Origin of the sequence: Herbaspirillum sp. C7C2 (genome assembly GCF_022627865.1) — a bacterium.
Lineage (GTDB): Bacteria > Pseudomonadota > Gammaproteobacteria > Burkholderiales > Burkholderiaceae_D > Herbaspirillum > Herbaspirillum frisingense.
Map to the genome: position 1 here is coordinate 37,736 of NZ_JABXGI010000012.1, position 23,525 is coordinate 61,260.

18 protein-coding genes are annotated in these 23,525 nt (G+C 65.3%); 8 read left to right on the forward strand and 10 right to left on the reverse strand.

Annotated features, from left to right (window positions below):
* Nucleotides 1-41 precede the first annotated feature (41 nt).
* Nucleotides 42-1,679 carry a DUF342 domain-containing protein gene (locus HWE04_RS15925; RefSeq protein WP_241813000.1) on the reverse strand — a complete coding sequence of 546 codons (1,638 nt, stop codon included), beginning with the start codon at nucleotides 1,677-1,679 and terminating at the stop codon, nucleotides 42-44.
* Nucleotides 1,680-1,998: 319 nt separating this feature from the next.
* Between HWE04_RS15925 and HWE04_RS15930 the strand changes: the two genes are divergently transcribed.
* The 3 genes from HWE04_RS15930 (at nucleotide 1,999) to mntP (ending at nucleotide 5,546) form a co-directional block, all read left to right on the forward strand.
* Nucleotides 1,999-2,961, forward strand: a complete 963-nt coding sequence (locus tag HWE04_RS15930) for a cation diffusion facilitator family transporter (RefSeq protein WP_241813001.1) — start codon at nucleotides 1,999-2,001, stop codon at nucleotides 2,959-2,961.
* 101 nt (nucleotides 2,962-3,062) lie between these two features.
* Entirely contained in the window at nucleotides 3,063-4,676 is a 1,614-nt protein-coding gene (locus HWE04_RS15935) for a hypothetical protein (protein WP_241813002.1), read from the forward strand.
* A gap of 288 nt (nucleotides 4,677-4,964) precedes the next feature.
* Nucleotides 4,965-5,546 (forward strand): manganese efflux pump MntP, encoded by a 582-nt coding sequence (mntP, locus tag HWE04_RS15940; RefSeq protein ID WP_241813003.1) that lies wholly within the window; start codon nucleotides 4,965-4,967, stop codon nucleotides 5,544-5,546.
* A 2-nt stretch (nucleotides 5,547-5,548) separates the two neighbouring features.
* Here the strand turns inward: mntP and HWE04_RS15945 are convergent, their stop codons facing one another.
* Together HWE04_RS15945 and HWE04_RS15950 are read right to left on the reverse strand one after the other, a co-directional pair.
* Nucleotides 5,549-6,478 carry a LysR family transcriptional regulator gene (locus tag HWE04_RS15945; RefSeq protein WP_241813004.1) on the reverse strand — a complete coding sequence of 310 codons (930 nt, stop codon included), beginning with the start codon at nucleotides 6,476-6,478 and terminating at the stop codon, nucleotides 5,549-5,551.
* A gap of 64 nt (nucleotides 6,479-6,542) precedes the next feature.
* Nucleotides 6,543-7,496 carry a 2-hydroxyacid dehydrogenase gene (locus HWE04_RS15950; RefSeq protein WP_241813005.1) on the reverse strand — a complete coding sequence of 318 codons (954 nt, stop codon included), beginning with the start codon at nucleotides 7,494-7,496 and terminating at the stop codon, nucleotides 6,543-6,545.
* A 27-nt stretch (nucleotides 7,497-7,523) separates the two neighbouring features.
* Here HWE04_RS15950 and HWE04_RS15955 point away from each other — a divergent pair, with 27 nt between their 5' ends.
* From HWE04_RS15955 to ilvD, 3 genes are all read left to right on the forward strand, one after another.
* The gene (locus HWE04_RS15955) at nucleotides 7,524-7,865 is read left to right on the forward strand and encodes a hypothetical protein (RefSeq protein ID WP_241813006.1); all 342 of its coding nucleotides are present in this window, start codon (nucleotides 7,524-7,526) and stop codon (nucleotides 7,863-7,865) included.
* 35 nt (nucleotides 7,866-7,900) lie between these two features.
* On the forward strand, nucleotides 7,901-9,364 hold the full coding sequence (locus HWE04_RS15960) for an MFS transporter (protein WP_241813007.1): 1,464 nt from the start codon (nucleotides 7,901-7,903) through the stop codon (nucleotides 9,362-9,364).
* Between the two features lie 168 nt (nucleotides 9,365-9,532).
* On the forward strand, nucleotides 9,533-11,395 hold the full coding sequence (gene ilvD, locus HWE04_RS15965) for a dihydroxy-acid dehydratase (protein ID WP_077236907.1): 1,863 nt from the start codon (nucleotides 9,533-9,535) through the stop codon (nucleotides 11,393-11,395).
* Between the two features lie 130 nt (nucleotides 11,396-11,525).
* Here ilvD and HWE04_RS15970 read toward each other — a convergent pair whose 3' ends face one another.
* Genes HWE04_RS15970 through HWE04_RS15980 form a run of 3 tightly spaced genes read right to left on the reverse strand, consistent with a single transcriptional unit; the run spans nucleotide 11,526 to nucleotide 14,855 of the window.
* Nucleotides 11,526-13,418, reverse strand: a complete 1,893-nt coding sequence (locus HWE04_RS15970; RefSeq protein WP_241813008.1) for an AI-2E family transporter — start codon at nucleotides 13,416-13,418, stop codon at nucleotides 11,526-11,528.
* A 55-nt stretch (nucleotides 13,419-13,473) separates the two neighbouring features.
* Nucleotides 13,474-13,878, reverse strand: a complete 405-nt coding sequence (gene gloA2, locus HWE04_RS15975; RefSeq protein WP_241813009.1) for an SMU1112c/YaeR family gloxylase I-like metalloprotein — start codon at nucleotides 13,876-13,878, stop codon at nucleotides 13,474-13,476.
* Between the two features lie 35 nt (nucleotides 13,879-13,913).
* Nucleotides 13,914-14,855 (reverse strand): LysR family transcriptional regulator, encoded by a 942-nt coding sequence (locus HWE04_RS15980; RefSeq protein WP_077236910.1) that lies wholly within the window; start codon nucleotides 14,853-14,855, stop codon nucleotides 13,914-13,916.
* Nucleotides 14,856-14,985: 130 nt separating this feature from the next.
* Between HWE04_RS15980 and HWE04_RS15985 the strand changes: the two genes are divergently transcribed.
* Nucleotides 14,986-16,446 (forward strand): MFS transporter, encoded by a 1,461-nt coding sequence (locus HWE04_RS15985; RefSeq protein ID WP_241813010.1) that lies wholly within the window; start codon nucleotides 14,986-14,988, stop codon nucleotides 16,444-16,446.
* Between the two features lie 323 nt (nucleotides 16,447-16,769).
* Nucleotides 16,770-18,404: a methyl-accepting chemotaxis protein gene (locus HWE04_RS15990; protein WP_241813011.1), complete on the forward strand. Its 1,635-nt coding sequence runs from the start codon at nucleotides 16,770-16,772 to the stop codon at nucleotides 18,402-18,404.
* A 116-nt stretch (nucleotides 18,405-18,520) separates the two neighbouring features.
* Here the strand turns inward: HWE04_RS15990 and HWE04_RS15995 are convergent, their stop codons facing one another.
* The 4 genes from HWE04_RS15995 to HWE04_RS16010 form a co-directional block, all read right to left on the reverse strand.
* Nucleotides 18,521-19,864 (reverse strand): ABC transporter ATP-binding protein, encoded by a 1,344-nt coding sequence (locus HWE04_RS15995; protein WP_006461896.1) that lies wholly within the window; start codon nucleotides 19,862-19,864, stop codon nucleotides 18,521-18,523.
* A 14-nt stretch (nucleotides 19,865-19,878) separates the two neighbouring features.
* Nucleotides 19,879-21,624 (reverse strand): ABC transporter permease, encoded by a 1,746-nt coding sequence (locus tag HWE04_RS16000; protein WP_446719238.1) that lies wholly within the window; start codon nucleotides 21,622-21,624, stop codon nucleotides 19,879-19,881.
* A 263-nt stretch (nucleotides 21,625-21,887) separates the two neighbouring features.
* On the reverse strand, nucleotides 21,888-23,246 hold the full coding sequence (locus HWE04_RS16005) for an MFS transporter (RefSeq protein WP_241813013.1): 1,359 nt from the start codon (nucleotides 23,244-23,246) through the stop codon (nucleotides 21,888-21,890).
* Nucleotides 23,247-23,307: 61 nt separating this feature from the next.
* On the reverse strand, nucleotides 23,308-23,523 hold the full coding sequence (locus HWE04_RS16010; RefSeq protein WP_241813014.1) for a DUF2783 domain-containing protein: 216 nt from the start codon (nucleotides 23,521-23,523) through the stop codon (nucleotides 23,308-23,310).
* Between the last annotated feature and the right edge of the window lie 2 nt (nucleotides 23,524-23,525).

Here is a 23,525-nt window from a genome sequence, read left to right on the forward strand (position 1 = left end):
AACCGTATAAACGATTTATCCACAGGCGCACTGGCGCCGCATCACTTTTTCGGGTTGTAGCGGATATCGCCTTCGAACAACTGCGCGGTACCGCCACCGAGGTCGGATTGCACCGGCCAGACCTCGTGTCCGATACGCAGCTCCGTACCCTCATGGACCGCCTTGGCCACGATGATGCGCGCATCTTCCGCGGCGACCATGTTTTCCTTCATCTGCCCCACTTCTTCCAGCAGCACCTTGACCTCGTAGGCCAGCGCCTTGCGCTTGTCGCTGGTTTCGTGCAGCAGTTCCGGGGTGGCCTTCTCGGGATTGAGCTTGTAGTAGCTCTGCTGCTTGATGGTGCGGTCCAGTTCGGACACCTTGCGGGTGTATTCCTGTTCCTTGATGGCGATCTTTTCTTCGAGGTAGGGATCCAGGCCGACCTGTATGCGGGTATGGGTGCTGGTGGAGGCGCCGATCACGTTGGCACGGATGATGTTGGTGGCCTCCACCCGGCCGCCGATGATGTGGCCGGTGCGCGGATTGCCCTTGCCGACCGTGATCTCGTTACCGGCCAGCAGTTCGCAGTGACGCGCATTGCCCAGCACCAGGATGTCGTCGGCGGCTTCGATGTGGGCGCTTTCGGCGAACATCACCTGCACCGATTTCTGTGAACTGATGCGCGAGGCGATGGCGGTGGTACCCGCCTGTGCGGTCACGCCTTCGCTGTGGCCGATCACGCCACCCTTGACGGTGACGCTGCCCCCGGCCACGATCTCGGCCGCTTCCACCGTACCGTTGACGACCACGTCGCCGCCCACGTGCAGCTTCATGCCGGTCAGCACATCCCCGGAGACGCGCACCGTGCCTTCGAAGCTCAGGTTGCCGGTGGACAGGTCGACGTTCTCCACATCCAGCACCGGGTTGACCTTCACGCCGTTCTTGATCACCGTCGGCTGGCCCGGCACGATCGCCACCAGCAGATCGGGATCGTCCTCGCTGGGTTCGGCGCCGATGCTTTCCTTGGCGAAGCCCACATCGGCAATCGGCCGCGCCGGCACCTTGCCGCCACGGAGGTCGATACCATCCTTGCCCGGCACGGGCGGAATGCGGCGCATCAGCGGGTCGCCCACCTTCACCAGCAGGATATGGCCCATGTCGGCGTAGGAAACCACCGCATCTTCCTCGATGTCGGCCAGCTCTTCTTCCTTCTCTTCCAGCAGACTCTCGAAACGGGCCGGCTCGGCAGGCGTGGGCATCAAGCCCTGGGCTACCACCAGCTTGTTGCAGAAACCGGCGGACAGCGCACCGCGCAATTGTTCATGCAGGATGCCGTAGGTGATGCCGGCGGCGCGGATCGCATTGACCACTTCCACGCTCTTGGCGCGACCGCCGTAGGGCGGCACCAGGGTCAACGATGCCGTCATCAGGTCGTCGGCCACGTCCAGCGAGAACTCGCCATCACGGCGCTCGGCGATGACCTGGGTGACGGCTTCCTTGGCATCCTCGGCCTTGCGTACGAAGGCGTTGAGGACCGAGTCCTGGAAGAACAGCTTGGTCAGGCCATGGTCGGTCATGGCTTGCTTCAGGAAGGCCAGGGTCAGCGGCGGGAAGCCCGCCGTCGGAGTAAACGTTGCGCTCAGTTCGCCGCTGGCCCTGTCGAACGCAAACGACAGCGGTTGCGGAGTTGCTTGGTTCATGCTGTTCCTCGATGAATGGCTGCACCGGGTCTGCCGCGGGTTGCTTGCGCGACGTTGTCGCCACCGTCGCTGCCGCGGATGTACACAGTTCGCCAGGGGCGCCGTGCTGTTATTTCATGCGAAGGGGGCGCATGCTGTTGTCGCTCGTTGGTCACCTCGTCTGCGCGGTCCTGCGTACGCCGGACCGTAAAAAAGCGGCGACGCCACCCCCTGGCGCAATACAGCTGACATTGTAATGTGGCAAGATGATCCAGTAATTTGATGGATAGCACAAGTTTTGCCGACTTTGACTCTAGATTAGGCTCTTATCGTTGGTTTTATGTTAAGTACCCAAATAGAAGACTTCAAGGGCGATCCCGCCCGCCACCGCGCCGGACGTATCAGTACGCTGGTCAGCATCGTGGTCAATATCGTATTGGTGATGCTGCAGGTCACGGCCGGCGTGTTCACCGGTTCGCAGGCCCTGATTGCCGATGGCATCCATTCGCTCTCGGACCTGGTCTCGGATTTCGTGGTGCTGCTGGCCGGGCACCACAGCCGCAAGCAGGCCGACGACGATCACCAGTATGGTCACCAGCGGTACGAAAATGCCGCCTCCCTGGCGCTGGGCGCCCTGTTGCTGGCCGTCGGCCTGGGCATGCTGATTTCCGCTGCGCAAAAGATCCAGCATTACGGACATACTCCGCCGGTACACATCACCGCCCTGTGGGTGGCACTGGTGGCCTTGCTGGCCAAGGAACTGCTGTTCCGCTACATGTTGCGCATCGCCGAGCGCGTGCGTTCCAGCATGCTGGTGGCCAATGCCTGGCACGCGCGATCGGACGCCGCCTCGTCGCTGGTGGTAGCGCTGGGCATCGTCGGCAGCCTGGCCGGTTTCACCCTGCTCGATCCGGTGGCCGCAGCAGTGGTCGGCCTGATGGTGGTGCGCACCGGCTGGTGTTTCTTCTGGAGCGCCCTGCACGACCTGATGGACCGTGCCGTCTCGGCCGAAGAGGCAGAGGCAATCCGCGCCACCATCCTCGCCACCCCGGGCGTACAAGGCCTGCATGACTTGCGTACCCGACGCATGGGCGACCTGACGCAGGTGGACGTGCACCTGGAAATCGACGGGGCGCTGAGCGTCACGCAAGGCCATGCGATCGCCACCGATGCCCGGCGCCGGGTGCTGGATGCGCATCATGTGCTGGATGTGATGACGCATGTGGACCCGATAGAAACCCCGGGAGAGGCGGCCTCACCGCTTAGCAGCCTTGATGCGCCAGGCCAGACCGGACTCCGCTAGACCACGCTAGACGTGGCGTGCCGATACGCCGCGTACGCTCATCTAAAGAATCGCAGCAGGGGGCCGTTAGCTAGCGTATCGTCGCCAGCCCCTCTGCGCTCATGAGCCCACTGACCTCCGTGTCGCCGTCGCCGGTCTACACATCCATCACTCCTGCAGCGGTCGCCGCATTCACCAGTAGCAACTCGCCCACCGTCGGCACGGCGTCGTCGACCTCGGCCCCGACCGCTACTGCCACTTCCGGCGCCAGCGCCCGTCCCCCGGCGCCCGTGCTCCCCCTCTATTCGGCGTCCGGACGGTTGAGTGAGGCGCCTGCATCCATGCCGCCGATATGGGAGAGCCGTCAGGGCGACACGCTCTCGACCCTGATGGCGCGCAACATCGGCGCCGGCCAGATGAGCGAGCGCTGGACCGGTCTGGGCAAGGCCCTGCTGGACCAGGCCAGCCTGGGGGGCGGCAGCTACTCGCAGTCGGTGTTGCTGTCGACCACGGCGACTCAGGGCAACAGCGATGTGCAGGCGGTCCTGCGTGATCAACTGCATCGATTCGCCAGCCAGCGCGTCGATCTTTCGCTGACCACCCAATCGGGGGCGCGCATCGAGCTCCATCTCGCTGCCAACGCCGACGGCATCGCCGTCGATTTCAAGCTGGCCCAGGGTACGCTGGACGATGACGATCGCGCTGCCATGAGCGCGCTGGGCGATGCCTTCGAGCAGGCGCTCAAGGGGCTGGCTGCCCAGCCGCCCACGCTGGACCTGGATGGCCTGATGCACCTGGACCAGCAGCACCTGACCGCCCTCGACCTCAACGCCACGCTGGGGGACGCTCTGCAGGTGCAACTGCATGCCGATGCCAGCCAGCGCAGTGTCACTGCCACCAGTGCCGCCGGCACCATGAAGGTCGCCGTCGATGCCACCAGCGAGACCCTCGCTGGCAGCGCGCAGCAACGCCAGCGTGCCATCGCCAGTTACCTGCAGCAGTTCGATGCCGCCACCCGTCGCGGCCATGGCGATGCCGCCCTTTCCGACTTGTTCAAGGATGCCTTCGCCCAGTTGCATGGCGGCAGCACGACGCCGACGCGTCCCGGCGATCAATTGGCGCCGGCGCTGGTCGCCGACCTCAACGATCGCCGCATGTTGTCGGGGCTGGCCGATTTCACGGCCTCCATCACCGGTGCCAGCGTGGCGCCCAATCCCCTGCGGCGCGACGAGGTGGATGGTTTCGACTACCAGGTCTCGCAGCACACCAGCCTGTCCGGTGCGCGCCAGGCTGACCGATCCATCGTGCAGCAGGCGCAGGCCCGGCTCAAGGCGTCCTACCACCAATCCCTGCAAGCCGACCTGCCGTTGCGGCTGGGGACCGATCGTCAATCGCAGAACTACACCTACCACCAGATCGACGACCAGGCCGACAGCCGGCTGGAGATCGGCTACCGCCTCGGTTACATGACGCAGGCCCGCCTGCAGCAATCGGCCAGCCAGGACAGTCGCGTCAGCAAGTACGTGCTCGGTCAGCTGGTGAGCCAGAGCCACACCCCCTTGCAGGCCCAGATCGTGCGCGACTTTGCCGCCCAGTTGCAGGACGGCAAGGAGGCCCGTGTCGCAGATGGGGCCTACCGGCGCAGCCAGCTGCTCGACGGCATCAGTGCGCTGGGTCTGCTGCAGGCCGATCCGGACCAGGTCCGTCGAAACGGTACGCAGTTGCTCAACGATTGAATGGGGCGCAGGGGCGCAGAGTGAGACGATACGTGTCGCCATCCACCCCGTTTGCGGCGACCGCCACAACAACTTGTCTACCCCAACCGTCTTCGTTTAAAATCCGGGCTTCTCTTTGGGGAGTAGCCAGCTTCCGGGTCATCCGGAAGAGCCCGTGTCAACATTCTCGGCAACATCTTGCCGTGGCGCGGGTAGCCAATCAGGTAGGCGAGACCATAGACGTATCCTGCGGCCAGGCTGGGCGCGCAGGCACGTCCATGGACTTCGCCCGGCCAAGGAATCCCCTTCATGAATTTCCCCGCACTCCTTCTCCTCGCGCTTGCGATGTCCACTGACGCCTTTGCGGCAGCCATCGGCAAGGGCGCCGCCATGCAGAAGCCGCGCTTCCTGCAAGCCCTGCGCATCGGTCTGCTGTTTGGTGTGATCGAGGCCATCACCCCCCTGATCGGCTGGTTCGCCGGCTCGGTCGCCACCAAATGGGTGTCGGAATGGGATCACTGGATCGCCTTCACGCTGCTGCTGGTGCTGGGCGCGCGCATGATCCGCGAAGGCATGAGCGAGGACGATGAAGACGAAGAAGCCGACGCCGCCCCGCAAAAGCAATCGGTGGTGATGCTGGCCCTCACCGCGGTCGCCACCAGCATCGATGCCATGGCCGTCGGCGTGGGCCTGGCCTTCATCGACGTCAACATCCTGGAAGCGGCCTTGCTGATCGGCCTGGCCACCACCACCATGGTCACCATCGGCGTGATGGTCGGTCGCGTGCTCGGTCACCTCATCGGCAAGCGTGCCGAGATCATCGGGGGCGTGGTGCTGATCGGTGTCGGCGCGGCCATCCTGTATGAACACCTGAGCCGCGCAGGCGCTTGAATTCAGTCCGGCGCGACATCTGCACCGGGGGTGGCCTTCGCGGCCCTGGTCGCACAGTAGTCGGCGGCCATCAGGCGGAAGGCGGTGACCGCCGGATTGTCCTGGTCGGCGCGCCAGGCCATGCTCATTTCCGCTCGCGGCACCTCGCCGGCCAACGGGCGGAACTCCACCCGGTCGTAATGAAAGCGCTGGGCCGAGGCCGGCAGGATGCCCACGCCCAGGCCGGCCCTGACCAGCGAGAGGATGGTGTGGCTCTGGTCGATGTACTGGGTGAAGTCGGGTTTGACATCGGCCGCGCCGAGCATGGCCATGATGCGCTCGTAGAAATACTTGCCATGCGTGGGTGAATGCATGATGAAGGGCTGGCCGTCCAGTTGCGCCGTGGCCACCTCCGCATGGCGTGCCAGCGCATGGCCCTTGGGCATGGCCAGTACCAGCGGCTCGTCGTCCACCAGGGCCAACTCCAGCGGCTGGCGCGACGACAGGGGCCGCAGAAAACCGATGTCGATGGTATTGGCGGTGAAGGCCTCCAGCTGCGCCACCGAGATCAGTTCGAACAGCACCACGTCGATCTCCGGCAATTGCTGGCGCGCCTGCATCAGCAGTTCCGGGATCAATTCATAGCCGGCGGCGCCGGTGAAGCCCACCCGCACGCGCCCGGTCTTGCCCTGGCTGGCGCGGCGCACCGTGCTCTCGGCCTGTTCGGAGAGCTGCAGCAGGCGCGAGGCGTCGGCCAGGAACACACGCCCTTCGGTGGTCAGCCGCACCGTGCGGCCAACCCGTTCAAACAATTGCACGCCCAGCTTGTGCTCCAGCAGATGGATCTGGCGCGACAGCGGTGGCTGCGTCATGTTCAGCAGGGCCGCTGCGCGACGGAAGTTGAGTTCGGTCGCAGCGACCACGAAACAACGGACTTGAGCCAGATCGAGCATGGGGATTCGCCTGTGAAGAGTGCGCCTGCATTATAGGCGCACTCCCTGTTGCGGCCGGCTGGCCTCAGGTGGTCAGGCTGCCTTCCGGGCGCAGGCCGGCCAGGCCCTGTTCCAGGCTGGCCAGGACCATTTCGCCCATGGCAGTACGCGACTCCACCGTGGCGCTGGCGCGGTGCGCCTGCAGCACCACCTGGTCCATCTGCAGCAAGGCGGCCGGCACGTTGGGTTCATCCACGAACACATCCAGGCCGGCCCCGGCGATGACCCCGCGCTGCAGGGCATCGACCAGATCCTCTTCCACCACCAGCTTGCCGCGTGCGATGTTGATGAGCACGCCCTCGCGCCCCAGGGCGTCGAGCACCGCAGCATTGACGATGCCCTGCGCCTTGTCGGCGGCGGCGGCCAGCACCAGCACATCGCTCTCGCGCGCCAGTTGCAGCAGGTCAGCAATGAAACAGTGCGGCAGGTCGTCCATGGCACGCAGGTCGGTATAGGCAATCGGGCAGCCGAAGGCCGCGGCGCGCTGCGCGATGGCGCGCCCCACCTTGCCCATGCCGACGATGCCCACGCGCTTGCCGCTCAGGCGTCGTGCCAGCGGGATCGCCGCCGGCGAGGGATGACGCACCCAGTCGCCACGCTGGACGAAGGCATGGCCCGGACAGATCTGGCGGCACACCGCCAGCATCAGGCCCAGCGCCAGGTCGGCCACGTCCTCGGTGAGTGCGCCGAAGGTACCGGTCACCGGCAAGCCCTTGCTGCGCGCATGGTTCAGATCCACGGCATCGGTACCCACGCCATTGACGGCCACCACCTTCAATGCCGGCAGCTGATCCATCAGCGCATTGCTGATGCCGGTGTGACCGCCCGTGATCACACCTTCGATGACCGCGGCGTGACGGGCGATATAGGCTTCCTTGTCCTCCTGCTCGAACAGGCGATGCATGTGGTACAGGCTTTCCAGCTTGTCGTTGATGGCCGGGACCAGGATGGGATTGAGTTGCAGCACGTGGCGTTTCATGGGGAGACTCCTTCTCGTTCGATGGCAATGCCGGCGGATGATGCGGTCATTCGGGGAGCGCGTCCAATCCGAAAAGGCTATCAATTGATTCAGGAATTGGTGAGCGATCCGGTATCAGCATCGATTCAATCTGCACATCACCTGATAGCCAGAAAAGATTGGACGGTATTGCAGTGCACGGCCATGATTCCCAGCGTCGGCCATCCCGAGACGGCCGCCGAGAACGTCGGGCGCCAATATCTCCCTTTGCCGGGAAGCACAACAAAGCCCGCCACCCGCAATGGAGACAAGCATGCACCTGCGATCGCACCGGACGGGCAGGGCGCTGCCGCCCTGAAGGCGGCACCGTCATCTTCCCGCCGCCAATAACGATAACCACGAGACACGCCACAAGGAGTCCGACGATGAATCATGTCGACGCCGCCGACCAGGTCGGCCGCCACCGTTCAGCCGCATCCGCCGCATCCGCCGCATCTGCAACTTCAGCAACTTCAGCCACATCAGCCGCTGCCACCCTGCAAAAGCCTACCCGCTACCGCTGGGTGGTGATGGGCCTGATCTTCCTGATCTGGGCCATCGCCTGTGCCGACCGCGCCAACTTCGGCATCGCCCTGCCGTACATGAAAAAGGAGTACGGCATTTCCAACACCGAGGCCGGCCTCATCGTGAGCCTGTTCTCCTTCGCCTATGGTTTCGTGCAGATTCCGGTCGGCCTGATGTACAAGCGGCTGAGCGAAAAGACCACCGGCATCCTGTTTTCGGTGTTCATGCTGCTGACCTCGCTGTTTACCGGCCTGATGGGGACCACCTCTTCGGTACTGCTGCTGCAGCTCTACCGGGTCGGCCTGGGCCTGTCGGAAGGCCCGCTGGGCATCGGCTGCACCAACGTCATCAACCGCTGGTTCCCGCCGGAAGAAAAGGGAACTGCCACCGGGCTCTGGATCGCCGCCTCCAAGCTGGGACCGCTGATCGTTCCCACCGTGTGCATCATCGTCATCCAGCTCTGGGGCTGGCGTGAAATCTTCTACGTCTTTGCCGTGCCGGGCATTTTCCTGGCCATCCTGTGGCTGTTCCTGGTGACCAATTCCCCGGGCGACAACCGTTTCTGCAACGAAGCCGAACGCCGCTACATCAGCCAGGATGCTCCCGCCAGCAGTGCCAATGCCAACGCCGCCGGCAGCAAGCCCCTGGTGGGTGCCCAGGTCACGCCCATGCCCTGGCTGGACGGCATCAACCGCACCCGCCGCGTGCCACGCCTGGAAACACTGCGCCAGGTCTTCACCTCCTGGAACGTGATCGGCGTAGCCCTGGGTTACGGTTGCATGATCGGCATCAGCAATATCTTCATGTCCTGGATTCCGACCTACCTGGTCACGGTCAAGGGCTTCGCCTCGGTCAAGATGGGCTTCCTGGCCTCGGCACCCTTCATTGGCGCGGTGGCCGGCAACATGCTGGGCGGCATCATCTCCGACCGTCTCCTCGGTGGCCGCCGCAAGCCCATGATGCTGCTCGGTGCACTGGGTACTGCGGCGATGACGCTGCTGCTGGTGGAAGCGCCCGACAGCGTGCTCTACCTGGGCGCCATGCTGATGCTCTCCGGCCTGATGCTGGGTATCGGCTTTGCCGGTTATTCCGCCTATCCCATGGGGCTGGCCACCAAGGCCACCTATCCGACCGCCTTCGGCATCGTCAATTCGCTGGGCCAGATCGGTGGCGCCTGCGCGCCGCTGGCGGTGGGCATGTTGCTGGACCGCTATGACTGGACCAGCGTGTTCCTCTACATGGTCGGCACCTCATTGCTATGCCTGGTGCTGCTCTTGAGCGTGGTCGAGCCGATCACGGTGAGAAAGGCAGGGGAGGAAGCCTGAGCCATACCTCGACACCTTCCCCGGGCCCGCCATCGCGCGGGCTTTTTCATGTGGGATAAATATCCATAGGATATTAATTCGAGTCGAATTATATATTGGACAAATGGTAGCGCCCGAGGCACTCTTGGCGTCCCATTTTCCCTAAGCAGCCCTGAGGAGACACCCATCATGCCGACCTATCGTTCCTATACCACCACCCAGGGCCGCAACATGGCCGGCGCACGCGCGCTGTGGCGCGCCACCGGCATGAAGGATGGCGACTTCACCAAGCCCATCATCGCCGTGGTCAACTCCTTCACCCAGTTCGTGCCCGGTCACGTGCACCTGAAGGACCTGGGCCAGCTGGTGGCCCGCGAGATCGAGGCGGCCGGTGGCGTCGCCAAGGAATTCAACACCATCGCCGTCGATGACGGCATCGCCATGGGCCACGACGGCATGCTGTACTCGCTGCCCTCGCGCGACCTGATCGCCGACTCGGTCGAATACATGGTCAATGCCCACTGCGCTGACGCCATGGTGTGCATCTCCAACTGCGACAAGATCACCCCGGGCATGCTGATGGCCGCCATGCGCCTGAACATCCCCGTGGTCTTCGTCTCCGGCGGCCCGATGGAAGCCGGCAAGGTCATCAAGACCGTCAACACCGACAAGAAGGTCATCAAGCTGGACCTGGTGGACGCCATGATCCAGGCCGGCGACCAGAACATCTCGGATGCCGACGTGGCCGAAGTGGAACGCTCGGCCTGTCCGACCTGCGGTTCCTGCTCGGGCATGTTCACCGCCAACTCGATGAACTGCCTGACCGAAGTGCTGGGCCTGTCGCTGCCGGGCAATGGCACCATCGTCGCCACCCACGCCGACCGCAAGGAACTGTTCCTGCGCGCCGGCCGCCTGATCGTCGAACTGGCCAAGCGTCACTACGAGCAGGACGACTATTCCATCCTGCCGCGCAACATCGCCACCAAGGAAACCTGGGAAAACGCCATGACCCTGGACGTCTCCATGGGCGGCTCCACCAATACCGTGTTGCACCTGCTGGCGGCCGCGCATGAAGCCAAGGTCGAATTCACCATGGCCGACATCGACCGCATCTCGCGCAAGGTCCCTTGCCTGTGCAAGGTCGCGCCGATGACCAACAAGTACCACATCGAAGACGTGCACCGCGCCGGCGGCATCATCTCCATCCTGGGCGAACTGGCCCGCGCCGGTCTGCTGGATACCTCCCGCCCCACCGTGCACAGCAAGACCCTGGGCGAAGCCATCGAGAAATACGACATCCGCGTCTCCAGCGATCCGGCCGTGCACAAGCTGTTCCGCGCAGCACCCGGCGGCGTTCCCACCCAGGTGGCCTTCTCGCAGGCAGAGCGTTTCGAGGACAACGACCTGGACCGCGCCAACGGCTGCATCCGTGACCGCGAGCACGCCTATTCGCAGGATGGCGGCCTGGCCGTCCTGTACGGCAACATCGCCGAGAAGGGTTGCATCGTCAAGACCGCCGGCGTGGATGAAAGCATCCTCAAGTTCTCCGGCACGGCTCGCGTGTTCGAAAGCCAGGACGCCGCCGTCGATGCCATCCTGGGTGACAAGGTCAAGGCCGGCGACGTGGTCATCGTGCGCTACGAAGGTCCCAAGGGCGGCCCCGGCATGCAGGAAATGCTGTACCCGACCTCGTACATCAAGTCCAAGGGCCTGGGCAAGGCTTGCGCCCTGTTCACCGACGGTCGCTTCTCCGGTGGCTCCTCGGGCCTGGTGATCGGCCACGCCTCGCCGGAAGCGGCCGAAGGTGGCGCCATCGGCCTGGTGGAAGAGGGTGACCTGATCGATATCGACATCCCCAATCGCAGCATCAACCTGCGTGTGACGGCAGAGGACCTGGCCAAGCGCCGCGCCGCCATGGAGGCCCGTGGCGATGCCGCCTGGAAGCCGGCCGAGCGCACCCGCGTGGTGTCGCAGGCGCTGCAGGCCTATGCCGCGCTGACCACCTCGGCCGATCGCGGTGCGGTGCGCGACCTGTCGCAACTGAAGCGCTGAGAAGTGTCCACGTCCTGCTGATGCCGCTGATGGGCGGCAACACCAGACGACAATGCCGCCCGCGTTCAAGCGGGCGGCATTTTTTTACGCCAGGATTTTTTGCTCCGGCCCCGGAGACCTTTCGCGCCGCTCAGACCTTGATGGCCGGGCGCATATGGGTGGACGCCAGCGCCAGCCCTTCCTCGAAGGAAGACAGCACCATGTCCACCTGTTCCTTCACGGTTGCCGCGTCCACTTCCTCATTGAAGAAGGAAGGGCGGATCGTCACCAGCAAGGCCTGCGGCAGGTTGCTGCGCAGCGTCCCCACCACCGCCATCCAGGCGTCCAGCCGTTCGCGGGTCGGATAGACCAGGAAGACGATGGATACCAGTTCGGCCTTGCTGCTGTCCGGGCGTTCGTCTTCCGGCTGATCCAGCGTGATGCTGCGGGCGTCGATGCCGGACACGCGCAGGGCATGCACCAGCAGTTCGGAGAGCAGGTCGTCGCGTTCGCCCTGCAGACCGCCGCACAACACCACCGATCCCAGTGGCACGTCCAGCGAGCCCTGCCAGCGCCCCAGTCGCGCCAGGCGCAGTTCGCGCAGATGCGCTCCCACGCCGCTGTTGAGCAAGGGGACTTCGCGCCGGCGCCGCAAGCTGCGCGGCGCGCCGGGGGTTTGCGTAAGCACCTCGGTCAATTGCGAAACGGAGCCGCGCAGCCGCTCCTGCTGGGCCGTCTCGATGCGCCCGTGGCGCAGGTCCAGCGCCGCCAGCGCCAGCCCAGGCAGCAGGATCTGGTCGCAGTACTTGGCAAAGCTCTGCTTCTGCAGATGGCTGCGGGCGTCGCGGATGATGGCGTCGGATTCGCCGGCCAGCGCGCGCTGGTAGAAGCGTTCGGCGTGGCTCATGTCGGGGGCCTCGCCCAGCAGGATGGTGATCGGCTCCAGCGCCGCCACATGACGGCCGGCCACCACCAGGCAGAGCGTCAGCGGAGTCGACAGCAACAGGCCGATCGGCCCCCACAGCGAACCCCAGAACAGTGCCGAGACGATCACTGCCAGCGGCGACAGGCCGGAGCTATGACCATAGATGCGCGGCTCGACGAAGTTGGCCACGATCACTTCCAGGCAGACATAGAAGGCCAGGAAGGACAATGCCAGCCACCAGCCGGGATCGATGGCGGCGATGAAGATGGAGATCATCAGGCCCGACGCCAGTGCGCCCAGATAAGGCACAAAGCGCAATACGCCAGCCAGCGTACCCCATAGCACCGCGTGCGGCACGCCACCGGCGGCCAGCACCGCGCCCATGATCAGGCCGAACGCCAGATTGACCAGGAACTGCGAAAAGAAGAAGCGTGACACCCCCTCGGCCGCGTCGCCCAGGGCCTGCATTGTCCGGCTCATTTCCGTCAGGCCGGCCAGGCGGATCAGGCGTTCGCGCAGCGACTCCTGTTCCAGCAGGATGAAGACCAGCAGCACCAGCACGATGCCGGCCTGGCCGATCGGCCCCCAGGCCAGCGCGAATAGCCGTCGCAGGGCACCTCTGACCGACATGCGGGTATCGGCCTCCGGCGTGGGCGTGGCATTGGCTGCGGCCGCTGCTGCAGCTGCTGCATGGCTGTTCTTCTTGCCGCTGCGATTGACCTCCGGCACCGGTTGCGGAATGACCGCGCTCAACTCGGCTTCCAGCCGGGCGAAGGGGCGCTCGGTGATGGCGCGCACGCTCTCCACCTTTTCCTGGATGGCTTCGCGGTATTGCGGCAGGTCACTGGTGACACTGACCAGCTGGAATGCCAGCACCACTGCCAGGGCCACCAGGCAGGCACCCACCAGCAGCACCGAGATGATGGCGGCGGCGGCGCGATTGATGCCCAGGGCGTCCAGCTGGCGCACCAGCGGCAGGATGATCAGGCTGGCAATGCCGGCCACCGCCAGCGGTGCCAGGATGTCGCGACCGAAGTAGAGCATGCCCAGTATCACGGCCGCGCCGAGCAGGGTGGTGGAACTCAGGCGCGAGAAGGCGGAAGTCTTGAGGTTTGGCATGGGAGGGGCGGGAGCAATGTCTTTGGCGGGGCTGGCGGCGTTGTTGGGATGGGTGTCAGGACCGCGCCGGGTCGATCACTTCGTAGAGCTCCAGCGGCAGGCCGTCGGGGTCGGCGAAGAAGGTAAAGCGGCGGCCGGTGTATTCATCCACGCGGATGTCCTCCACCGCCACCCCCTGTCGCTCCAGTTGCTCCTTGCACTGCTGTACATCGGCCACCGCGAAGGACAGGTGGCGCAGACCGCAGGCCTCCGGACGCGACGGCCGGGCCGGCGGCGCGGGAAAGGAAAACAGTTCGATCTGCGTGCCATCGGGCAGGCCCAGGTCCAGCTTCCAGGAGTCCCGTGCTTCGCGATAATGCTCGGCGATGACGCGCAGGCCCAGCAGCCCGACGTAGAAGGCCTTCGAGCGCGCGTAGTCGGAACAGATGATGGCGACGTGATGAGTGCCTTGTAGTTGCATGGCGGTCTTTCAGAGGGAAGAGGTAAGCGTGGACATCAACGTCGCGGCCCGGTGCGTGCCAGCTCGGCGCAGACACCGCGTACCTTCTCGCGCAGCCAGCGATGGGCCGGGTCCAGTTCCACGCGCGGATGCCACATCAGCGATACCACGATGGGATCGGTCGCCACCGGCAGTTCGAACAGATGGATGCCGGAGGCGCTGCCATCCTTGCGCGGCGCACCGGCCGTGGTCAGGAAGGAGTACGGCACCATGGCCACCAGGTCCGAGGAGCGCACCACCGCCAGCGCAGCGGGAAAACTGGGGACGATGGCCACCACCTTGCGCGTCAGCCCGCGTTCGGCCAGCGCCGCATCCAGCGGGCTGCTGCGGTCGCCCCGTGGCGATGCGCTCACGTGTTCGAAGCTGCAATAGCGCTCCGCGCTCACGCGGCGCAATGCCGCCAGCGGATGACCGATGCGCACCGCACCCACGAAACGGTCGCGGAACAGGGTCTGCAGCCGCACTTCCGGCCCCATCTCGCTGGCCACGCCGATCTCCAGATCGGCACTGCCTTCGCGCAGCGGCAGCGGGCTGCGTTCCACCTTGGGCGCGAAGCGCAGGCGCACCAGCGGCGCCTCGGCGGCCACGGCGCCGATCAGGGCGGCACCGCAGGCTTCGATGAAGCCCTCGTTGGCGCGCACGGTGAAATCCCGCTCCAGCCGCGCCAGGTCCAGCTCGGGGACGGAGGGGCGCAACACCGAGCGGGCTTCATGCACCACGTTGCGTACCCGCTCGCGCAGCGCCTCCGCGCAGGGCGTCAGCACCATCTGGCGGCCCGCACGCACCAGCAGATGGTCGCCCGTGGCCTGGCGCAGCCGGGTCAGCGTGCGACTCATAGCCGAGGCACTCAGGCCCAGGCGGCGCGCGGCCCCGGCCACGCTGGCCTCGGCGATGAGGGCATCGAGCGCAATGAGCAGGTTGAGGTCGGTTTCGGTCATGCCGGCATCCTAGCATGGCCGCAGTGACATGGCGTCGCATGCAATGATCCAATGCAAGCCGTGCGTCTTCCGCCTTGTCTCGCGGGTGGCTATAGTGAAGACCTGATCCTATCTTCCAGGAAATCTTCCCATGGAACTGTTTTCCGACCTGCCCGGCGACGAAGGCCTGCCGGGCGTGCGCCGCCGTCGCGCCATGCTGGCGGTGATGACCGCCACCACCATGGCGGTATTCGACGGCACCATCATCAATGTCGCCCTGCCCCAGATCGGTCTGGCGCTGCAGACCTCGGCCGCCGCCTCCGTCTGGGTGGCCAATGCCTACCTGCTGGCCACCGCCATGACGCTGGCGGCCTTTGCCGCCATGTCGTCGCGACTGGGATTTCGCAACCAGTTCACGGCCGGGCTGGCGGTGTTCACGCTGGCCTCGCTGGGCTGTGCCCTGTCGCCCACGGTGGAATGGCTCATTGCCATGCGCGTGCTGCAAGGGCTGGGGGGCGCGGCCATGCTCAGCATCGCGCCGGCGATCCATCGCACGGTCTTCCCGAACCGCCTGCTGGGCCGCATCCTCGGACTCAACGCAGTGCTGGTGGCGGCCGGCACCGCCATCGGCCCGGTGCTGGGCGGCACCCTGCTGGCTGCGCTGAGTTGGGAGTGGATCTTCCTGATCAATCTGCCGCTGGGCGTGGCAGCGGTGCTGCTGTCGTGGAGCGCCATCCCGGACACCCGCCAGCGTGGCCGCCTGCGCCCGCCCTTCGACATGGCCGGCGCACTGTGGTCGGCGCTGGCCATGGGCGCGGTCATCATGGCCGCCGACACCTGCGCACACTTCGCCGACCCCGGCCAGGGCGCCCACGCGGCGCTCACCGCCGCGGCCTATGCGCTGGTGGCGCTGATCTCTGCACTGGCCTTCGTGCGCGGCCAGCGCCGCGTGCGCGAACCGCTGTTGCCGCTGGATATCTTTTCCAATGCGCGCTTTTCCCTGGCTGCGCTGACCTCGCTGGCGTCCTTCGTGGGCCAGGGGATCGCCTTCGTGGCCCTGCCTTTCCTGTTCCAGAATGCCTACGCCTACAGCGCCTTCGAATCGGCGGCCCTGTTTACGCCCTGGCCGCTGGGCATCGTGCTGGTGGCGCCGCATGCTGGACGCCTGGCTGACCGTCATTCTCCAGCCCTGCTGTCCAGCCTGGGACTGGCCGTGTTCACCCTCGGCCTGGTGTTGCTGGCCCTGCTGCCCGATCACGCCCAGGCCTGGGACATCGGCTGGCGCGCTTTGGTGTGCGGTATGGGCTTCGGCTTTTTCCAGAGCCCCAACAACCGCGAGATGCTCGGCAATGTCTCGCGCGAACGCAGTGGCAATGCCTCCGGCGTGCTGGCCATCATGCGCACCTTCGGCCAGTGCCTGGGCGCCGCGCTGCTGGGCGTGATCCTGGCAGTCCATACCGCCGGTGCCCTGGCCCATGGTGAACTACAGATGAGCCCGGTGCAGGATGGCGAGGCGATCCGTGTCGCACTGTGGGTGGCCGCGCTGGCCACGGCCTTGGCCACTGCAGTCAGTGCCAGCCGCCTGCGCCGCAAGGCGCAATCGCCCGCATGATGCGCCAGTGCAACCCATGGCGCAGAAAAGCTCAGCACTAGGGCGGGCATAGGGACAAAACTGAAAGGTACGTAAAAACCTAACTTTTTAGTGACTGGATAAATCCTCGCTGATTCTCGCTTTGTCCCGCAGGATGGGGGCTTAGACTGCTCCTGCTTGCCGCTGCGCCGGTTGCCTGCGGATGTCCATCACAATTACAACAGCTCATCCTTTGCCGCCAGGTTCATGCGACCTGGCGTCGCAGCCTCCCTGCGACAAGCTCCGTCAAACTCTCCCCGACCCATCCGAGACCGGCCGGGGGATACCGCAAAGGGGGCAATACCATGGGCAAGTTGAAAGTCGTGACCAGGCTGGCATTGGGCTTCGGCCTGATTCTCGTGTTTCTGCTGGGCATTTCCGTGTTGGGCATGGTGGGCATGTCGCGCATCAACGATGCCCTCACCGACATCACCGCCGTCAACAACGCCGAGACCAGGCTGGTCAGTGCCATGCGCAATGCGCTGAGCCAGCGTGCCCTCGCCATCCGCAACATCGCCTTGCTGGACGACCAGGAAGGCATGCGAGTCGAAGCGCAGACGCTGGCACGCCAGGAAAAGCTCTATGGCGATGCTCGTACGACGCTGGAAAAGATGTTTGCCACCGAAGCCGCCACCACCGATCGGGAGCGCAATTTGCTGGCGCAGATCAAGGCCGATGAAGCCGCAGCCGTACCGCTCATGGCCAAGGCCTTGCAGCTGGGCCTGGATAACAAGCCGGCCGAAGCCATCAAGGTGCTTATCGGTGAAGTGCGGCCCAGGCAGCAGGCCTGGATCAAGTCGCTCACCGACCTGTCCGAGTTCGAAGAACAGCTCAATGACGAGGCTGCCACCAGCGCCCGCGCCACCTATGAATGGCTGCGCGGCATCATGCTCAGCGCCGTGGCGCTGGCCTTGCTGGTAGGTGTGGTGGCGTCGACCATGATCGCCCGCAGCATCCTGCGCCAGCTGGGCGCCGAACCTTCCGAAGCCCAGGCCATCGCGCGCGACATCGCCAGTGGCGACCTGACGGCCACGGTGCGACTGCGCGAAGGCGACGGTTCCAGCCTGATGGCGTCCATCGAGCAGATGCGTCACCAGTTGAACGTGATCGCCCACGGCATCAAGTCGGCCGCCGAAACCATCTCGGTGGCCAGCGGGCAGATCGCGCAGGGCAACTTCGATCTGTCCCAACGCACCGAGGAACAGGCCGCCTCGCTGGAAGAGACCGCCGCCAGCATGGAGGAGCTGACCACCACCGTGCGCCAGAATACCGAGCACGCGGGTGAGGCGCTGCGCCTGGCCAGCGGTGCATCGCAGACCGCCAGCGCCGGTAGCGAAGCCTTCGATCGCGTGGTACAGACCATGGACCGGATCTCCGCCAGCTCGGGCAAGATGGCCGACATCATCAGCGTCATCGAAGGGATCGCCTTCCAGACCAACATCCTGGCCCTGAACGCGGCCGTGGAAGCGGCCCGTGCCGGCGAGCAGGGACGGGGCTTTGCGGTGGTGGCCTCGGAAGTGCGTTCGCTGGCCCAGCGCAGCGCGGTCGCGGCCAAGGAGATCAAGGACCTGATCGGCGAATCGATGGCCCACGTGGGCGCCGGGTCGCAGCTGGTGGCCAGCGCCGGACAGCAGATGGGCGCGATCGTGGACTCGGTACAGCGTTTCGGTGAAATCATGAACAGCATCGCCACCGCCACCCAGGAACAGGGCAGCGGTATCGAGCAGATCAACACCGCCGTGGTGCAGATGGATCAGGTCACGCAGCAGAATGCGGCGCTGGTGGAGGAGGCCAGCGCGGCCGCGCAGTCGCTGGCGCAGCAGGCCAGCGGCTTGCTGAAGGTGGTCTCGATCTTCAAGATCCGCCAGGACAAATCGCTGACGACGATGCAGGACCAGGCCGCCATGGGCAGGTCCGCGCCGATGCCGGCACTGCGCTGAGTGCGGCCAGCGGCGCAGGCAGGTGCGCTGATCTGGCATCGATTTGACGGCTGATCGGGGATCAGCCGTTTTTCATGAGCCCGATGTCAGTGTCGGGCCCGGTTTTAGTTTTACGCTCAGGCCGAAGGGCCGCCTTCATCGTCCTCGTCCTTGGGCACGAACACCATGCCGGTCTTGGCGTTGTAATCCATCAGACCGGCATAGCGGCCCCAGGCGATCATGGTCTCGAAGGTCTTTTCCGGATTGTCGTAGGGCAGGGCGCTGCCGATGTCCTTCAACACGCGCTCGGCTTCGATTTCCTCGGCCTCGCCCAGCACCGCCAGGATGATGTGGAAGATGCGTAGCTTGTAGACCTGTTCGGCGAAGATGGCGCGCTGCCCCAGCCGGTCGGCCGCCACGAAGCGGCGCCCGAGGTCAGTGAGGAAGACTTCCTGCTTGGGGGTATCGACCAGTTCCAGGATTTCGGCGGCCTTGACGGTGGCGATGGTCTCGCCGAATTCCTTGCCGATCTCGTCGGAGATGTCGTAGATGTTGTTCAGCTCCGGCTCGTCGTGCAGCAGGCTCATCAGACCCAGGATCTGGCCCACCGGGATCAGCGGGATCGACTCCATGCGCTTGCGGCCACGCGAGATCGGCTCGCCCGGCATGTGCACTTCCGGCGGCAGGTCGGGCAGGGTCAGCGTGGTGATCGCTTCGTGGATGATGTTGACCAGGCGCTGGAATTCCGGGCTCTTGCTGTCGCGCGGGTAGGGCAGCGGGTTTTCCAGCACCAGGCCCAGGCGGCCCGGGCGCGGGAACACCACCACGATGCGGGTGGCCATCTCCACCGCTTCCTCGATGTTGTGGGTGACCATGAAGATCGAGGTCAGGCCGCTGTCCGGTGCGCGCCACAGGCTGATCAGTTCCTGCCGCAGGTTTTCCGCGGTCAGCACGTCCAGGGCGCTGAAAGCTTCATCCAGGCACAGCAGCTTGGGCTTGGACACCAGGGCGCGGGCGATGCCTACGCGCTGGCGCATGCCGCCGGAGAGTTCGCGCGGATAGGCGCTGTGGTAATTGCCCAGGCCGATCAGTTCGATGGCGCGGTCCACCGCCGCGTCACGCTCTTCGCGGGTCGGGTTGTGCGACATCAGGCCTACCGCCACGTTCTGTTCCACCGTCAGCCAGGGATAGAGCGCAAAGGTCTGGAACACCACCGAGGCATCGCGATTGACGCCATAGAGCTGCTTGCCGGCCGCCATGGTGTGGCCCGAGCTGGGTTCCACCAGCCCGGTCAGGCAGCGCAGGATGGTCGACTTGCCCGAGCCGGACTGGCCCAGCAGGGCCAGCAGTTCACCCTCGTGCACGGCCAGGTCGATGTTGTCCAGCACCTTCAGTTCATGGCCGCCGGCGGTGTTATAGGATTTGCTGACCGCGCACAGTTCGGCGACGGCGGGACGTTGTTGCGGAGAAGTCATGGTCATGGCTGGGCTCAGGATCAATCGAGGCGGAAACGGCGTTCGGCGAAGGCATACAGGCGACGCCAGACAAACTTGTTCATCAGTACCACGAACATCGACATCACACCGATGCTGGCGATGATGAGCGGCGTATCACCGGACTTGGTGACCGCCGAGATATAGGCGCCCAGGCCGTCGGCCTTGAGCGAGACATCGCCCCAGCTGGCCAGTTCGGCCACGATGGAGGCGTTCCAGGCACCCCCGGCGGCGGTGCAGGCCCCGGTCACCCAGAACGGGAAGATGGCGGGCAGGATCAGGGTCTTCCACAGGTTCCAGCGCGACAGGCCGTACATGCGGGCGGCCTCCTTCAGGTCGTTGGGGATGGCCATGGCGCCGGCGATGACGTTGAAGAGGATGTACCACTGCGTGCCCATGGCGATCAGGAGGATGCTGCCCCAGTTCATGCTGACGTTGCCGGCCACGAACCAGCCCACCACCAGCGGGAAGGTCATGTTGACCGGGAAGGAGGCACCGATCTGTGCCAGCGGCTGGGCGAAGCGGGCGATGTGCGGCTTGGAGCCGATCCAGACCCCCACCGGGGTCCAGATCAGGGTGGCGATCACGGTCATGGCCAGCACCCGCAGCATGGTCAGGAAACCCAGCCACACGATATGCCCGAACAGGCTCCAGCTCATCGCCCCGTGCAGGGCGTCGATGGCGGCCACCAGCCCGCGCAGGGCCTCGAAGATCAGCAGCGCGCAGATCAGGCCGCTCAGGATGCGATGGGTCCAGCGCCGGCGCGCGACGCGGGCCGGGGTGGGAACACCGGGTGACGCCGGCCGATGGCGCGCCAGCCAGTCGGCCAGCGGCTGCCACAGCTTTTCGTCGAGCCAGGTAAAGACATAGGAGCCGCGCAGCAGGTCGAAGACCCAGGACGTCGGTGCCGATCCCGATTCGGTCAGTTCGATCTTGAACTTGTCGGCCCAGGCCAGCAGCGGCCGCCATACCAGCTGGTCGCTGATGAGGATCAACGCCAGCATGGCGATCACCGCCCATAGCGCCGCCGTGTGGTCGCCCTGGTCGATGGCCTGCGCCATGTAGGAGCCCAGGCCGGGCAGCTTCAGGTCCTTGTTCATGACGCTGATGGCCTCGCTCTGCGCCACGAAGAACCAGCCGCCGCCGAAGGACATCATCGAGTTCCAGATCAGGCTGTGGGCCGAGGCCGGCAACTCCACGGTGCGAAAGCGCTGCCAGGCGGTGAGGCGGTAGGTGGTGGCGGCTTCCTGCATGTCGGTCGGGATGGTGACCATGGAATGGTAGAAGCCGAAGGCCATGTTCCATACCTGGCCGGTGAAGATGGCGAAGATGGCAGCGCACTCCACCCCCATCAGGCTGCCCGGGAACAGCGCCATGAAGCCGGCCACCGTGGCCGAGAGGAAGCCCAGCACCGGCACCGACTGCAGGATGTCCAGCGCCGGCAGGATCAACGCCCGCGCCCGGCGGCTCTTGGCGGCCAGGTAGCCGGTGCCGATGGCGAAGAACAGGGAAAAGGCGAAGGCGATCCACATGCGCAACAGGGTGCGGCCGGCGTAATAGGGGATCATGGCCGGCGAGCTGTCGACTTCCAGCTGGTCGGACGGGTCGAAATGCACCAGCATCCCCTTGCCGAAGTGCAAGGCGCTCCACAACAGCCCGAACAGCACCGCCAGCACCAGCGCATCGATCCAGCCGAAGCCAGGCTTGACTTCTTCATAGGCCGTCAGTTGCGGCGAGGTGGTCTTCATTTTCATGGCGATGAGGTGCAATAGCGCTGCAAGGAGTGGTCGGGTTCGCGGATGCCGGTCGTGCGCGATCAGATTCGATCAAACGCCCCCAGGACGGGCGGCGCCACTTTAGCAAAGGAGTCTGACAGTTTCTTGACCAGCTTGCCAACGATCGTGCAAATGCTCACATCCACAAACGACAACCGGCGCCGGAGCAATCAGCCCCGGCGCCGGTTCCTGCCACATCTTCCGATGACTTCCGTCAGGCGATATCGGCCCGCACCTCAAGCCGGCTCTGCGGCTGCCGGCTTTCTCGGAATCAGGCTCCACATCGTCAATCCGCTGAGCAACAGCAAGCCCGCCAGGATATAGAGGGCGATATCCATGTTGCCGGTGCGGGTCTTGACCAGGCCGATCAGCCAGGGGCTGACGATGCCACTGGTGATGCCCACGCTGGAGATGAAGGCAATGCCCGGGGCGATGGCTTGCGCCGGCAACAGGCCCGGGGGTAGCGACCAGAAGATCGGCAGGGCCGCGAAGATCAGGACCGCCGCCAGCGACAGCAGCGCCAGCGAGACCGCCAGGCTGGACGGATGCAGTGTCAGCGCCACCAGTGCCAGCGCGCCGCCGGTGGTGCAGATCAGGAAGTGGCCGTGCCGCTCGTTGCGCCGGTCCGAGTGGCGCGCGATCAACAGCAGGCCGACCGCGCCGATGGCATTGGGAATCACGCTGTAGAGCGAGACCTGCACCACGTCCTTGATGCCGAAGTCGCGGATCATCAGTGGCATCCAGAAGTTCAGCGTCAGCGAGCCGCAGGTCAGGGCGAAGTAGATGAAGGCGAACAGGTAGGTCGGCGGATGCGCCAGCGCCTGCCGCAATGCCAGCAGCGAATGGGCACTGACGTGCTGGCCGCGATGCACTTCCTGGCTGTGCCGGGCCAGCAGGAAGCGGCGTTCTTCCACACTGAGCCAGGCCGCCTGCGCCGGGCCGTCGGCCAGCCAGAAGATGGCCAGCAGGCCCAGCACCACCGCCGGTGCCCCCTCGATGGCAAACATCCACTGCCAGCCATACAGGCCCATGACGCCAGCCATGTCACGCATGATCCAGCCCGAGACCAGCCCGCCCAGTACCCCGGCCACCGCCACTCCGGCAAAGAAGATCGCCATCACCGCCGCGCGTCGTTGCGCCGGGAACCAGTAGCTCAGGTACAGCACGATGCCCGGGAAGAAGCCGGCCTCGAACACGCCCAGCAGGAAGCGCAGCGCATAGAAGTGGCTGGCATCGGTGACCGCCATCATGCCCACCGAGGCCAGCCCCCACAGGATCATGATGCGGCTGAAGGTGCGCCGTGCGCCGAAGCGCGCCAGCGCCATGTTGCTGGGGACTTCGCACAGCACGTAGCCGACGTAGAACACGGCCGCGCCCAGGCCATACATGGCGTCGCTGAAGCCCAGGTCCTGCTTCATCTGCAATTGCGCGAAGCCGATGTTGATGCGGTCCAGGAAGGAAACGACATAGCAGATGAACAGGAAGGGAATGATGCGTAGCCAGACCTTGCGGTAGACGGCATCTTCGGCTGCGCCGCCGAGGTCGTAGGCGGGCTGGGCGGCCAGCGTGCCGGCGCCCTGGGATGGGTGGATCATGGTTGTCTCCGTTGTCAGGCGCCTGTGCCGGCGCTCTTGGGGATGTGGAAGGGGTGAGTGCTCAGGCTGCCGCGACGGTGGCCGGGGTCACGCTGGCGCGGGCGCGCTGCATGGCTTCCAGCAGGACGTCGTGGCCGCCGATGTGATTGCACAACAGCAGGATCAGGCGGGCATTGACGGCCTGGCTGGTGTCGTCATCCAGGTCACGGTGCATGGCGATCAGGGCTTCATAGAAATCGTCCGGTCGCGCCAGGTTGGGCGAGGTATTCAGGATCATGG

What these genes read in the sequence shown, in the direction of transcription:
- HWE04_RS15925 (WP_241813000.1), bottom strand. Translation starts at nt 1,679, where the DNA reads ATGAACCAAGCAACTCCGCAACCGCTGTCGTTTGCGTTCGACAGGGCC.
- HWE04_RS15970 (WP_241813008.1), bottom strand. Translation starts at nt 13,418, where the DNA reads ATGCCAAACCTCAAGACTTCCGCCTTCTCGCGCCTGAGTTCCACCACC.
- HWE04_RS15955 (WP_241813006.1), top strand. Translation starts at nt 7,524, where the DNA reads ATGCCGGCGGATGATGCGGTCATTCGGGGAGCGCGTCCAATCCGAAAA.
- HWE04_RS15980 (WP_077236910.1), bottom strand. Translation starts at nt 14,855, where the DNA reads ATGACCGAAACCGACCTCAACCTGCTCATTGCGCTCGATGCCCTCATC.
- HWE04_RS16000 (WP_446719238.1), bottom strand. Translation starts at nt 21,624, where the DNA reads ATGAAGACCACCTCGCCGCAACTGACGGCCTATGAAGAAGTCAAGCCT.
- HWE04_RS15935 (WP_241813002.1), top strand. Translation starts at nt 3,063, where the DNA reads ATGAGCCCACTGACCTCCGTGTCGCCGTCGCCGGTCTACACATCCATC.
- mntP (WP_241813003.1), top strand. Translation starts at nt 4,965, where the DNA reads ATGAATTTCCCCGCACTCCTTCTCCTCGCGCTTGCGATGTCCACTGAC.
- HWE04_RS15950 (WP_241813005.1), bottom strand. Translation starts at nt 7,496, where the DNA reads ATGAAACGCCACGTGCTGCAACTCAATCCCATCCTGGTCCCGGCCATC.
- HWE04_RS15960 (WP_241813007.1), top strand. Translation starts at nt 7,901, where the DNA reads ATGAATCATGTCGACGCCGCCGACCAGGTCGGCCGCCACCGTTCAGCC.
- HWE04_RS15930 (WP_241813001.1), top strand. Translation starts at nt 1,999, where the DNA reads ATGTTAAGTACCCAAATAGAAGACTTCAAGGGCGATCCCGCCCGCCAC.
- HWE04_RS15985 (WP_241813010.1), top strand. Translation starts at nt 14,986, where the DNA reads ATGGAACTGTTTTCCGACCTGCCCGGCGACGAAGGCCTGCCGGGCGTG.
- gloA2 (WP_241813009.1), bottom strand. Translation starts at nt 13,878, where the DNA reads ATGCAACTACAAGGCACTCATCACGTCGCCATCATCTGTTCCGACTAC.
- HWE04_RS15995 (WP_006461896.1), bottom strand. Translation starts at nt 19,864, where the DNA reads ATGACCATGACTTCTCCGCAACAACGTCCCGCCGTCGCCGAACTGTGC.
- HWE04_RS15945 (WP_241813004.1), bottom strand. Translation starts at nt 6,478, where the DNA reads ATGCTCGATCTGGCTCAAGTCCGTTGTTTCGTGGTCGCTGCGACCGAA.
- HWE04_RS16005 (WP_241813013.1), bottom strand. Translation starts at nt 23,246, where the DNA reads ATGATCCACCCATCCCAGGGCGCCGGCACGCTGGCCGCCCAGCCCGCC.
- ilvD (WP_077236907.1), top strand. Translation starts at nt 9,533, where the DNA reads ATGCCGACCTATCGTTCCTATACCACCACCCAGGGCCGCAACATGGCC.
- HWE04_RS15990 (WP_241813011.1), top strand. Translation starts at nt 16,770, where the DNA reads ATGGGCAAGTTGAAAGTCGTGACCAGGCTGGCATTGGGCTTCGGCCTG.
- HWE04_RS16010 (WP_241813014.1), bottom strand. Translation starts at nt 23,523, where the DNA reads ATGATCCTGAATACCTCGCCCAACCTGGCGCGACCGGACGATTTCTAT.